Origin of the sequence: Micromonospora sp. NPDC047557, from assembly GCF_043205095.1 — a bacterium.
Lineage (GTDB): Bacteria > Actinomycetota > Actinomycetes > Mycobacteriales > Micromonosporaceae > Micromonospora.
The window spans coordinates 302,676-314,549 of sequence record NZ_JBIDDK010000007.1 but is presented as its reverse complement, the minus strand read 5'-3'; the positions used below and the strand labels follow the sequence as shown (position 1 = coordinate 314,549).

The following is an 11,874-nucleotide window of genomic DNA, read 5'->3' as shown; positions in this document are numbered from 1 at the left end:
GCCCCCCGCCGGCCGGGGGCGGGGCCCCGCCCCCCCCCACACCCCCCCCCCCCGCCCCCCCCCCGGGCGCCCCCGGGGGGGGGGGGGGGGGGGCCCGCCCGCGGGGGGGGGGGGGCGGCCCCCCCCCCCCACGACCGGTCAGATCTTGGCGACCTGGTTGAAGTTGAGCTCCACCGGGGTCTCCCGGCCGAAGATCGACACCAGCACCTTGAGCTTCTGCTGGTCGGCGTTGATCTCGCTGATCGTGGCCGGCAGCGAGGCGAACGCGCCGTCGGTGACGGTGACCGAGTCGCCGACCTCGAAGTCGAGGACCTTGATCTCCGGCTTGGCCTTCTTCTGCTCGGTCTCGACGGCCGGCGCCAGCCACTTCAGCACCTCGTCGAGGGAGAGCGGCGCCGGCCGGTCGGCCCGGTCGGTCGCACCCACGAAGCCGGTCACGCCCGGGGTGTTGCGGACACACGAGTAGGACTCGGCGGTCAGCTCCATCCGGACGAGGATGTAGCCCGGGAAGACCTTGGCCTGGATCTGCGAACGCTTACCGTTCTTGACCTCGACCTCTTCCCGGGTCGGCACCTCGACCTGGTAGATGAAGTCCTCCATGTCGAGGCTCGTGATCCGGGTCTCGAGGTTGGTCTTCACCTTGTTCTCGTAACCGGCGTACGAGTGCACCACGTACCAGTCGCCCGGGGCGTAGCGCAGCTTCTGCCGCAGCTCGGCGACCGGGTCGTACTCCTCGTCCGGCGCAGGCTCGGTGGTGGGGAACTCCGGCTCGCTGGCGGCCTCAACCGACTCGTCACCAGCCGCCGTCGCGACCGTGGACTGCTCGTCCACCGGTCCGGCGGTCTCGTCGTACTCAGGCACGCTCGCTCACTTCCGTCACTATCGGCTGGAGACAGCCGGTCAGTCCGAGTTGCCGAAGACGAACAACACGGCCTTGGCGAAGCCGTAGTCCAGCACGCCCACGATCGTCAGCATCACCGCGACGAACGTGACCACCACGGCGGTGTACGTCAGCAACTCCTTGCGGGTCGGCCAGATGACCTTACGCAGTTCGGCAACGACCTCGCGGAAAAACCGGGCGATGCGGCCGAACACGCCCACCCGACCGGTTTCCGACCTCGTGGTCGGCCGGCTGTCCGCCGATTCCGCCCGGGCGCGGGACCGCGTCGCGGTGCCTCCCCGGGAAACCGGCTCGTCCGCGCCGGAGGCGTCGTCGTCGGCTACGTCGTCGACGATCTCGTCGTCCAGACGATCGTCGCCGGCGTCCTCGCCGCGCCGCTTGTTGTCGGCCACTTCGCCCTCCGTCGCGGAATCTCGGGTCGCACGCCGGGCGGCGTGCGCGGCGCTGGTCACGCCGGCCGGGCCGAACCGTCCCGCGACGGGCCGCGGCCGGTGGATCAACCGGGGGCCCGAATGCCTCGGAACCACCCCGCCGATGCCACCACCACGGGCCGGACGCCACCTTGTCGGCGGCGCGACCCACGGGAACGGTCAGGCCTGAGGCGCAGGGGTGACAGGACTTGAACCTGCAGCCTGCGGTTTTGGAGACCGCTGCTCTGCCAATTGAGCTACACCCCTGTGCGGCAACACTCGCCCCACGCGGTCACAGACGACCGTGCAGGGGTCACTTGCCCCACGGCGGACCAGTGTACGGGTAGGCACCCGACTTTCCCAACCGGTCTCCCCGCCACGCGTGGCGGACCCGATTCAGCGCGCGGTCCGGATGGTCGCCCGCGCCTGCGCGAGCACCTTCTCCCCCAGGCAGGTCGCGGTCACATCGAGCCGGGTGAGGCCGTCCTCGGTCACCTCACGGACCCGCGCGGTCACCTCGATCTCGGTCCCCTGGTCGTCGTCGGGGACCACCACCGGCCGGGTGAACCGAACGCCGTACTCGATGACCGCGTCGGGCGCCCCGGCCCACTCGGCGACCGCCCGACCGACCAGGGCCATCGTGAACATGCCGTGCGCGATCACCCCGGGCAGCCCCACCTTCGTGGCGACCCGGTCGCTCCAGTGGATCGGGTTGAAGTCACCCGAGGCGCCGGCGTAGCGGACCAGGTCGGCCCGGGTCACCCGGAACGTCTTGGCTGGCAGCTCCATCTCAGCCCTCCCCGCGGATGACGTACCGGGCCCAGACGGCGACCACCGGTTCCCCGGCGACGGTGCTCACGTCGGTGCGGGTGGTCAGGAAGCCGTGCCCGCCCCGGCTGCTGACGTCCTCGATGGTGTTGGTGCAGACCAGCTCGTCGCCCGCGACCACCGGCCGGGTGTACGCGAACCGCTGGTCGCCGTGCACCAGCCGGCTGAAGTCCACACCCAGGGCCGGGTCCTCGATGATCTGGCGGCTCGCCGCCATGGTGACGATCACCGGGAAGGTCGGCGGGGCGACCACGTCCGGGTGACCCAGCGCCTGCGCCGCCACCGGGTCGTGGTGAGCCGCGTCGGTGGCGCCGATGGCCGTGGCGAACTCACGGATCTTTTCTCGGCCCACCTGGTAGGGGGCGGTCGGCGGATACGTCCGTCCGACGAAGGAAGGGTCCAGAGACATGCCGCGAACCTACACGGGAAGCACAATCGCCGATCTGGTCGGCAGGCAGCGGCTGAGCCGCGCCGTACCGGTCAGATCGGCGATTGGAAAGGCCTCGTCAATGGCCGGCGTGTGCCGGCCAGAGATCAGCGGGTCTCGCGGTGAACCGTGTGCCGGCCGTCGCGCGGGCAGAACTTCTTCAGCTCGATGCGGTCGGGGTCGTTCCGGCGGTTCTTGCGCGTGATGTAGTTGCGCTCCTTGCACTCCACACACGCCAAAGTGATCTTCGGCCGGACATCGGTAGCCTTCGCCACGGCGGAGTGCCTTCCTCGCTAACGGAAACAACTACGACGCGTCAGCCTAGACGCTGACTGCGCGGACATGCAAAGTGGGCGCCAGTGGCGCCCATCTCCACGACCACCGGGAACGAGCCCGGAAGACGAGAGTAGCGGTGGCCGGACTTGAACCGGCGACACAGCGATTATGAGCCGCTTGCTCTGCCATCTGAGCTACACCGCCGCGGTGGGTCCAGCTGAACCCTCGAGCCCCCTTACGGAATCGAACCGTAGACCTTCTCCTTACCATGGAGACGCTCTGCCGACTGAGCTAAGGGGGCCTGCGCGATCTCCCCGTGGGGCGCGCAGAAGTAAGAGTACACGGCCCGGCTCGACAGGTGAAATCGGATCCCCGGTGATCGTCTACGCCCAGCTCAGGGCACGACACGCAGCCGCGGAAGCTCCCCACCGGAGATCGTTTCGGGGTCGACCTGAGCGCCGAACCAGGCCGCCAACCGCTCGTACGGCAGCGGTCGACTGAACAGGAAGCCCTGGCCGATCTCGCACCCGATGTCCTGAAGGAGCTCCAGGGTCAGCTCACTCTCCACACCCTCGGCGACCACGGCCAGACCGAACTGCTGAGAGAGCGTCACCACCGCGTTGACGATCGCCAGGTCCCCCGGATCGGTCGCCATGCCCTGCACGAAGGACCGGTCCACCTTCACCTCGTGCACCGGCAGCCGGCGCAGGTGGGCGAGCGAGGAGTCACCGGTGCCGAAGTCGTCCACCGACAGCCGGACGCCGAGATCGCGGAGCCTGCGCAGCGTCGGGATCGGCCGGTCCGTGCCGTCCAGGACCCCCGACTCGGTGATCTCCAGCGTGAGGCGCTGCGCCGGCACCCCGTACTCGGTCAACAGCTCCTGCACCCGGTCCGGGAAGTGCTGGTCGGTGAGCGTACGGGCGGCGAGGTTCACCGCGATCGGCAGCGGCTGGTTGGCCTCGGCCCAGTCCCGGCTGCGCCGCAGACCCTCGCGGAGCACCACCTCGGTGAGCCGACTCAACTGGCCGGTGTGCGCAGCAACCGCCACGAAGTCCTCGGGAGCGACGGTGCCGTGCGTCGGGTGCTCCCACCGGGCCAGACACTCGACACCGAGCAGACGCCGGTCCCGCAAGGTCACCTTGGGCTGGAAGTAGACCTCCAGCTCGTTCTGGTCCAACGCCTGACGCAGGTCACCGGCGAGACCCAGCCGGCGCAACGACCGGGATTCCAGGCCCGGGTTGAACAACTGCACGCTGCCGGGCACCGATTTGGCGGCGTTCGCCGCCAGATCGACGCGGAGCAGCAGGGTCGCGGCATCGCTGCCATGATCCGGGTGTACGACGACCCCGACGGCGGTGTCCACGTCCAGAGTGAGCGCGTCGAAGACCATCTCGTCGCGGATCTGGTCGCGCAGCTGTTCGGCCAGCTCCAGCGCCGCGTCGGCGTTCTCCAGACGCAGGGTCACCAAGAACTCGTCCCCACCGACGCGACCCACCAGGGCCGACGACGGCGCGCTGGCCCGCAGCCGGTCGGCGACCTCGACGAGCACCTTGTCCCCGGCGGCGTGGCCGAGGGACTCGTTGACCTGGCGCAATCCGTCGACGTCGAAGAGCAGCAACGCCACCACCTCACCCGGCGCGCCAACCTTGACCGACTCGTCCAGCGCCGCGGTGATGCGCCGCCGGTTGGGCAGCCGCGTCAGGGTGTCGTGGTAGGCGTCGTGCCGCAGGCGGTCGACAAGCCGCGAATTTTCGAGCGCCACAGAGGCGTGGGCGGCCACCGTCTCGAATACCGAGATATCGCGTTGGGTGAAGTACAGCGGGTCGGCGAGCCGGTTGGTGACCTCAAGAGTCCCAATCACCACACCACCTGAGCGGAGCGGAACGACCACCGTGTCCTTGACCCCCCGCTCGGCGAGGCTGGCCCTGAACTCGGGATCACTTGTCACGCCACGGCCGACAGTCACCGGGCGAGCGGTCTCCAACACCTTCTCCCGCAACGCCGACGGGGTCAGGGACAGATCCAGCAGGCCAGAATCCTCGACTCGCGCGGTGAGCAGAATCTCGGGGTGACGGCCCTGTGCGGGCAGCCAGAGGGTGGCGTACTCGGCCTGCATCAGCGCGCGCACCCGGCCGAGTAGGGCATCGACGAGGGTGCCGTCCTGGCCGCTGGCCGCGACCGCCATGCTCAGCTCGTACATGTCGGTGAGCGTGCGGTGCTGGCGAAAGAACTGGGTGTACGAGCGATAGACCAGAGCGAGCCCGGCCGCCAGCGCGGCCAGGGGCACCAACGACCACCAGGACGCCTTGATCAGGATCAGGACGACCAGACCGGCGGCGACGTTGATGCCCGCGGTCAGGAGCAGTGACGGCGCCGCGCGGAGGGCTTCCCGGCCGGCCTGCCAGCCCTGCAACAGGGTGTGCACCGACATGACGGCGGTGAGACTCACCAGGAACACCACGCTGATCGCGCAGCAGAGACTCACCCACGTCGTCGGGCCGACACCCGACCTCGGCGGCAACGCCTGGAGGACGAGAGTGGCGAGCGACGTCCCGGCGGCGGCCCGCGCCGCGTTGAACCACACCTTGGGCGCCGTGATCCGGTGTCGCAGTTGGGTCACCAGGGACGCGAGCGTGTAGATGACGACGACCGTCAACGGCGGCAGGAAGTAGAGCGCCAGGACGAGCGGCAACTCGGTAAGCGTCATGGCCACCGACTGCCGGCGGGCGACCAGCACCAGCAGCGGCAGACCCGCGGCGATCATCGCCGCGAGAAGGAGCGCTGCCCAGTGCCAGTCGCCGAACGGCCGGTCGGATACCAGACCGGTGAGGGTCGCGCAGGCGACAGCCAGAAGGATCAGCGGAGCCGTGATGATCCAGGCGTCTTCCGACGACCTGCGCCTCAACTGGTCCCGCGCGATCATTCCGCTCCCTGGCGGTGTGGCGTGTCCCTTGACAAGCGGTGGCCCGTCGGACAGGGGTCGTCAGACCCAGACGACGTCCGTGAGGTGCAAATCGGCGGGTACGCCGTGGTTGGCGATGACCATGGTGGCGACGGCGGCAAGGATGAGGAGCGAGCCATACAGCCGGCCCAACCTACGACCAGACATAAGATTGCTCCTGTCGGAAGGTCTCGTGGGGTAGTGGAGGTTCCACGATCGTGCCACAGCACGGGCAACCAGAGAAGTGGTGGCCGCCTGACTGGCCCCACCGTCTGTTACTTCCCGCCGTTCGGCCCACCGCCCTCGTCACACTGGGCCAGATCACGAGCTTGCGAGACAGTTCACCGCTGCGCGCAGTGCTGAAAACGACCTTCAACGCAATCCGGGTCCACCTATAAGCACTCGACACATCCGGTTCGAACGTTACGCTCAGTAACATCGGTCGACGTGACTCGAACGCGCGCCTTGAGTCCGGCCATCGACCACCATACCGGCTCCGCGCCATCTCGCCAGTACCTCGTCGGGTTCATTTCACATGAACGACGCCTCCTGCCACCGCCCGACCGTCAACAGCATAGACGCAGCTCACCTGCGCAATCCCATCGACCCTCAAAGATGCAAGTTGCGTGCGCCATCAGGCGTACCGGCGCTCAAGCAGGCGTGTCAGTGTCCTACCGCAGCAGTCGGAACGGGGCCCACATTTCGGCCTCCGGCACCTCGTGGGCCGCGAAGTACCCGCCTTGTTCCAGTGGGCCCAGCATGGAGAGACCCCTCGACGTAGCTGCCTGGCGGGACCGTCGCCATGGCGCTGGGGGCCACGTCCGGCAGTTGGGCCCAACCCTGTGGCAGCCACGACGCCGGTCGACGGCGAGGCACCAGGAGAGTGCACGAGCCCTGTGCAGAGCCGGTCGTGCACATCAAGAGACAACGGCCTTCGGTTGCAGGCCGATCCGCTCGGCATCCGTCAGGAGATCCCTCCGGTTTCCCTAGAAGCACGAGCAGCCGCAGAAGACCTCACAGCGACATGATCGACGTACCCACAACCAGTCGACAACGGCCGGACTCGGCCGGACAAACGACAACGGCCCCCGATCAGCATCTCTGCTAGTCAGGGGCCGTGTCTGCACCTGGTGGCGGGTAGAGGATTCGAACCTCTGTAGCTTTCGCGACGGATTTACAGGGCGTCAGCGATGTTGACTACCGCAGCACTTGCGACCTGGGGTTCGACCCGTCAGGTCAGGAGAGCGCCGGCCAGTCGCCCACCATCTGCCCACGCCCACCGGGCTTACGACCTCGGCAAGATGAGACCGTCCGGGGGCCGCCCTCCGGGCCAATTGTCGAATCTCGGAGGGACTTGAAAATCTGCCCCCGCGAAGTTGGCACGGCCGCCGCTGAACACCGCCTCGCCGAATAGCACCGTCCGGCCAAACACAGCACCGTCGAACGATGTAACCCCATCGCGGAACGCCACGTTGAGGAAGTGCACTCGCCCACTTGTGAATTCCGCACCATCGAACGACACACGCACACCTCTGAACACCGCCCTGGCGAAGGACACCCGTCCACCACTGAACACTGCCCCGTCGAATGACACCTCCTCGCCGGCAAACACTGCCCTAACGAAGGACACCTGCCCACCACTGAACACTGCCCCACTGAAGTACGAGCGCCCAGCAATAAACTGGGCCCCCGCGAAGGACACACGCCCACCATTAAACGTGACGTCCGCGAGGTCCGCGCCGTCGAAGACTGCACCGGTGAAGTCGAAGTCGCAGCCACGCCAGGAGGTTGCATTGTCGTCAGCAAGGCGCAAGTGCCTACCGACGAGACGGATGACGGTATGACGCACCTCCCGCTCCTCGCGAGCGGTCCGCGCCGTGTCCACGTCCGCAGCCGGCGACGGTTCGTTGACCTGCGACGGCATCTCGTTCAAGGCATCTGGGGGTGGGGCGTAGGGCATGCGGAGATAGGCGCAAAGGACGTCGATGCAGGTCTGCCGCCCCTCCCGCCAGTCATCGGCTAGGCCGGCCATGGCGTAGACGCCCGCCAGACGGACGGCTGCCTTCTCCGACCCGAGCTGCTCGGATGCCTTGGTGAAGCGTTCGTTGAACAGCCGGATGCCGTTGCGATCAGTCTCGATCTTTGCCCGCTTGTCGGCCGCCTGCGCAAGAGCTTTGGCCTCTTCGGCGCGCCGGCCGTCAGCATGCGCTAACGCGTTCTGGTGCTCTGCGACCCGCTGTCGGCGGTAGGCGACCACCAAGGCTGCTACGCCACCAATACCCGCCACAACGGCAAGTACAAGCTTCACCAATTCGAAAAGCGTCGTTGCCTTGACGCTCCCGTCCCGCTGAATGCGTGGCCAATCCGCCCACGAAAGCGCAGCGATGTATAGCACGCCGACGACCGCCAAGGCACCCGCAAAAGCTAGTGCCAACGACCACCCGATATGCCAGAGTTGCAGCGCCGGCACCTGGTCGTCGGCAGGCAGGTCCGGGCTGGCTGCGGCACGGCGCCCAAATCGGGCCGGCCCTTTCGCTGGGGGCAACTCCATGTCCAACTTGTCTCCCAATCTGTTCACCTCAGCAGTCAGCAGCCAGACGCACCCTTACCGTCAGCAGGTGCGACCCATGCACTTAGGTCAGATCGCCCCGAGTGTCCCAGCACCGCATCGATCGACCACTTACCTGAGAGCATCGCCGATCTTGTCATTGATGGTGTCGTCGCCGCCATCGATGCAGTTGGCGTAGACCCGGAGCAGGACGGCGACGCCGTGGCCCAGGCGCCGGGCGACCTCGGTCGGTGGGACACCGGCATTCAGCCACAGCGAAGCCGCCGCGTGCCGCAGGTCGTAGGGCCGGCGGACGAGCGGCGAGGCAACCTGCGATCCAGTCAGCGCCTTCTCGCGAGCGAGCTTCCACCACCGGTCGTAGACAGACTCCGACAACGGCCCACCGTGCAGGCCGCGGAAGAACCGACCGTCCGGACCGACCCCGTGATTCTCGACGTGCGCGTACAGCAGCTCGACGAGCCGGGGCGGGATCGGGACCGTACGAGTCTCGGCCCTCCCCCGGTGCTTGAGTCCGCGCCGCTCGTGGGAGCCGCCGTCATCGGTCCAATGCGACCCGGCGCGCGGCGAGGTGCCGGCGAGCACCAGGCGGCCCCAGCGATATTCGATCTTCTCGTGCTCGCAGGACCGGGAAGGCTTCACCGCCGTCAGGTCGTCGAAGTCGGCCCCGCAGTCAGCGCACCGGCCGGCAAGGTCGCAGTCCTCCCGCCGTAGGTCCGCGGCTTCCGAAGGCCGCATGCCCGCGTAGTAGAGGCAGCCGAAGAACGCCGTGACCTTGTCGGCGCGTTTGCCGAGAGATTTCACCGCCTCCAGCAGCGTGGCGACCTGGGCTGGGTTGGCGACCACCCGCCGGTCGATGGACTGCGCGACCTCGGGAGCGGTCCACTGGACCCGCTCGACCGGGTTGGAGTCGATCAGCTCCAGCTCGACGGCGTACCCGAGCACGTTGTAGAAGGTGGCCCGCTCCGCTGGACGGTGGAGGCAGCCGCGGGCTTGCCGTCGAGGCGTACGCAGAGGCTGTCGAGGACGCGGCGGACCATCGCGGGTGAGTCCAGCTCAACGACCGGCAGGGACGCGGTGTCCAGCCAGGCGAGGGCCGCCGCGTGGTCGGCCGGGATCTCCTCGGACCAGCGGCGGGGGTTGAGCCCGTAGAGGTACAGCGCCTCACGGAGCAGCGCGTCAGTGGGTCGGCCCCGCTTCGCCGGGCGAGTCAGGGTGACCGTGATGGGAGTCAGCGCTTCGACGATCGAGCGCCGGGTCTTGGCCGCCGCCCGGGGCCACTTCATCTCGACGTAGGCGCGGCTGTGCGCGTACCAGGTAGTGGGGTTCTTGGTTCTGGCCTCGGAGACCGGGCGCCCGGTGGCCGGGTCGAACGGCTCCCCCGCGTTGGCCGCCTGGACCAGCTCGGCGCGGAACGAGTGCGCCAGGGCCTTGGTGCGGAACACGTCCTCGAAGCGCTGGCCGCTCACCGCCCAACGGACCCGCCAGGGCCGAGCCTTCCGGTCAGCGCGCTTGCCGATTTCCCAGATCTGGACCTCGTAGCTCTTCACGCGGCGTCCTGCTCCAGGTCACCGAGCCACCGTCCGAGCGCCGACCGGCGGACCCGAAGCTGCCCGTTCGGGAGCTTGATCACTCGTGGACCCTTGCCGGTCTGCCGCCAGTAGAACCAGGTCGAGCGCGGTACGCGCAGTTCGGCGAGCACTTCCGGCACGGTCAACAACTCCTCGGTCACTGCGTCTCCTCCCCGTCGTGCTGTGCGCTGTGCTGAGTTGCCGAAAGATCTGCGGACTCCTGCGCGGCCCGGTCCTTGGCGGCGAGTAGTTCGGATCGCCAGCGGGCGCGTTCGCTGATCGAGCGCATGAGCCGGTGGGTCATCGGGCCGACGTCGGGGTCGTCGGGTCGGGCGAGTTCCCAGGCGTGGCGGACCCGTTCGGTGGTGTCGGCCTGGTCGTCGACGAGCTGCGTGCCGTCGGTGGTGACGCCGAGCAGTGCCCGGACCCAGGCCCGCGCGTCGTACTTGTGGTCGGCGAGGGTCTTGCCGGACCAGTCGCGGGAGATGAGGATGCGCCGGCCGCCGATGCCAAGGGTGTCCCGCTGGTGGACCTTGCCCTTGCAGCGGCCCGGCTTGAGTTTGGCGTGTGCCTTCTTGGGCTGGACGCCGTAGAGCAGCCAGTTGGCGCACCGGTCGGTGCAGGGGGTGAGCTGGAGTTGCTGCCAGAGCCGGTCGAAGTGCTTGCGTTGCCGGTCGGTGGTGGCCTTGTGGCAGTCGCCGGTGTGCTTGGTGATGTATTTCGTGACGTACCGGATGGTCCGCTCGGCGTCCTCGGTGCCGGGCATGACGCCGCGGGCGTCGACCTGGGCGCCGAAGCGAACGACGTGCACAGGCTCGGCGTCCGGGTCGTCGTCAATGGCGTCGAGGGCTTCCGTCCAGGTGGTCAGCGGCTCCCGGGTGTCCGGGTCGGCCCATGCCGCCGCCTGCTCGTCCCAGACCGGCAGCCGGTCGAGGGTGTAGCGCTGGACGCCGACCGAGGGCCACCACACCTGGTGGTAGGTCGCTGCCGCCACGGTGCGGAGCACGTTCCGGGGGATGGTGCCCCGGATGGCGAAGTGTGCGTGAGGGGCGAGTCGGCGTTGCGGCTCGACGCAGCCGGCGTACTGGACGTTCCAGCCTTCGCACCGTCGGAGGTTCTGCCAGAACCGGTCGAGAAGCCGGGGGAAGTGAACGGCGTCCCAGGCCGCGCGGCGGTAGTCGTACCGGTTCGGGTTGACTGGGGTGCCGTCGGGGCGGACCGGGCCGTACGAGTCGAGGGTGAGCGTCAGCCACATTGACGGTTGATAGGTGGAGCCGTCCGGGGCGGTATAGGTCTTACCGACAGTGCGCCGCTCGACCTTGCGCCGGGGCAGCTCGGGGGCATCTTGGCGTCGCTTGGTCGAGCGCTTGCGCCGTGGGCCGGGCTCGTCGTCCTGGTCCTCGTCCTCGGTGGCGTGTGGTGGTCCGACTCGCCCGCGCAGGCCCTCAGCGGCGATGGCCTCCTCTACCTCGCGGATAGCTTCGTCGAGATCGGTCACCTGATCCCACTGGGCCGCCCTCACCGCCTCGTCGCGGGAGAACTCCAGGTGTGCGCGGAACAGGATCAGTGACTTCTGTGCCTCAGTTGCGGGTTCCGGGCCGGGTAGCGGCTCGTCGTCGCGGTGCCAGCCCTCGCGGATCTGGGCCTGCCGTAGTCGGCGGTTCTTCTTGGCGCACGGCGGGCACTTGTCTTCACGGGTCGCGCCGCAGGGCAGGTCGATGACCTCGGTCAGGCCGGTGTCGAGGTCGGTGCGGCGCATGGCGAGCGGGCGGACGCAGACGCCGTACTCGATGGCGATGTCCTTGAGGACGTCGATCGAGCGGGGCAGCCCCATGCGGGCCGCCCGCGACCCCGGCCGAGGAGCAACCGGGGTCGGGGCGGGTCCGAGGCCGGGCAGGGTCGGCGGGGCGACCGTCGTACCACTCATGCGGCACCTCGGGCCGAGACGCCGAGG

12 protein-coding genes and 3 tRNA genes are annotated in these 11,874 nt (G+C 68.5%); all 15 read right to left on the bottom strand.

Translation table 11 applies throughout. From position 1 onward, the window contains the following. Positions 1-138: 138 nt before the first annotated feature. Positions 139-861, bottom strand: coding sequence for a transcription termination/antitermination protein NusG (gene nusG / locus ACGGAQ_RS19420; protein WP_234583445.1), 723 nt, complete (start codon positions 859-861; stop codon positions 139-141). 39 nt (positions 862-900) lie between these two features. Then, positions 901-1,293 (bottom strand): preprotein translocase subunit SecE, encoded by a 393-nt coding sequence (secE, locus tag ACGGAQ_RS19415; RefSeq protein ID WP_393051106.1) that lies wholly within the window; start codon positions 1,291-1,293, stop codon positions 901-903. A 212-nt stretch (positions 1,294-1,505) separates the two neighbouring features. Then, a tRNA-Trp gene (locus tag ACGGAQ_RS19410) sits at positions 1,506-1,578 on the bottom strand. Positions 1,579-1,707: 129 nt separating this feature from the next. Beyond that, on the bottom strand, positions 1,708-2,100 hold the full coding sequence (locus ACGGAQ_RS19405) for a MaoC family dehydratase (protein WP_393051103.1): 393 nt from the start codon (positions 2,098-2,100) through the stop codon (positions 1,708-1,710). 1 nt (position 2,101) lies between these two features. Continuing rightward, positions 2,102-2,548, bottom strand: coding sequence for a MaoC family dehydratase N-terminal domain-containing protein (locus ACGGAQ_RS19400; RefSeq protein WP_393051100.1), 447 nt, complete (start codon positions 2,546-2,548; stop codon positions 2,102-2,104). Positions 2,549-2,673: 125 nt separating this feature from the next. Beyond that, a complete protein-coding gene (gene rpmG / locus ACGGAQ_RS19395) occupies positions 2,674-2,841 on the bottom strand; it encodes a 50S ribosomal protein L33 (protein ID WP_007073056.1) in 168 nt (55 codons plus the stop codon). A gap of 132 nt (positions 2,842-2,973) precedes the next feature. Further along, positions 2,974-3,046 (bottom strand) — tRNA-Met (locus ACGGAQ_RS19390). Positions 3,047-3,070: 24 nt separating this feature from the next. Further along, positions 3,071-3,143 (bottom strand) — tRNA-Thr (locus tag ACGGAQ_RS19385). Between the two features lie 93 nt (positions 3,144-3,236). Beyond that, the gene (locus tag ACGGAQ_RS19380) at positions 3,237-5,765 is read right to left on the bottom strand and encodes a putative bifunctional diguanylate cyclase/phosphodiesterase (protein ID WP_393051095.1); all 2,529 of its coding nucleotides are present in this window, start codon (positions 5,763-5,765) and stop codon (positions 3,237-3,239) included. A gap of 60 nt (positions 5,766-5,825) precedes the next feature. After that, complete coding sequence (locus tag ACGGAQ_RS19375; protein ID WP_393051093.1) at positions 5,826-5,951, bottom strand: hypothetical protein; 126 nt, start codon at positions 5,949-5,951, stop codon at positions 5,826-5,828. Positions 5,952-7,068: 1,117 nt separating this feature from the next. Further along, positions 7,069-8,334: a pentapeptide repeat-containing protein gene (locus ACGGAQ_RS19370; protein ID WP_393051136.1), complete on the bottom strand. Its 1,266-nt coding sequence runs from the start codon at positions 8,332-8,334 to the stop codon at positions 7,069-7,071. Positions 8,335-8,463: 129 nt separating this feature from the next. Further along, a complete protein-coding gene (locus ACGGAQ_RS19365) occupies positions 8,464-9,294 on the bottom strand; it encodes a tyrosine-type recombinase/integrase (RefSeq protein WP_393051091.1) in 831 nt (276 codons plus the stop codon). Continuing rightward, the gene (locus ACGGAQ_RS19360) at positions 9,264-9,899 is read right to left on the bottom strand and encodes a hypothetical protein (RefSeq protein WP_393051089.1); all 636 of its coding nucleotides are present in this window, start codon (positions 9,897-9,899) and stop codon (positions 9,264-9,266) included. The genes ACGGAQ_RS19365 and ACGGAQ_RS19360 overlap by 31 nt, the downstream gene beginning before the upstream one ends. Then, the gene (locus ACGGAQ_RS19355; RefSeq protein ID WP_141911181.1) at positions 9,896-10,081 is read right to left on the bottom strand and encodes an AlpA family transcriptional regulator; all 186 of its coding nucleotides are present in this window, start codon (positions 10,079-10,081) and stop codon (positions 9,896-9,898) included. The genes ACGGAQ_RS19360 and ACGGAQ_RS19355 overlap by 4 nt, the downstream gene beginning before the upstream one ends. Then, complete coding sequence (locus ACGGAQ_RS19350) at positions 10,078-11,847, bottom strand: replication initiator (RefSeq protein ID WP_393051086.1); 1,770 nt, start codon at positions 11,845-11,847, stop codon at positions 10,078-10,080. Before ACGGAQ_RS19350 ends, ACGGAQ_RS19355 begins: the two co-directional genes overlap by 4 nt. Positions 11,848-11,874: the final 27 nt, after the last annotated feature.

Bases quoted from the DNA above. Each gene is read 5' to 3' on its own strand.
- ACGGAQ_RS19370 (WP_393051136.1), bottom strand. From the start codon at position 8,334: ATGGAGTTGCCCCCAGCGAAAGGGCCGGCCCGATTTGGGCGCCGTGCC.
- ACGGAQ_RS19400 (WP_393051100.1), bottom strand. From the start codon at position 2,548: ATGTCTCTGGACCCTTCCTTCGTCGGACGGACGTATCCGCCGACCGCC.
- ACGGAQ_RS19375 (WP_393051093.1), bottom strand. From the start codon at position 5,951: ATGTCTGGTCGTAGGTTGGGCCGGCTGTATGGCTCGCTCCTCATCCTT.
- ACGGAQ_RS19405 (WP_393051103.1), bottom strand. From the start codon at position 2,100: ATGGAGCTGCCAGCCAAGACGTTCCGGGTGACCCGGGCCGACCTGGTC.
- ACGGAQ_RS19350 (WP_393051086.1), bottom strand. From the start codon at position 11,847: ATGAGTGGTACGACGGTCGCCCCGCCGACCCTGCCCGGCCTCGGACCC.
- ACGGAQ_RS19380 (WP_393051095.1), bottom strand. From the start codon at position 5,765: ATGATCGCGCGGGACCAGTTGAGGCGCAGGTCGTCGGAAGACGCCTGG.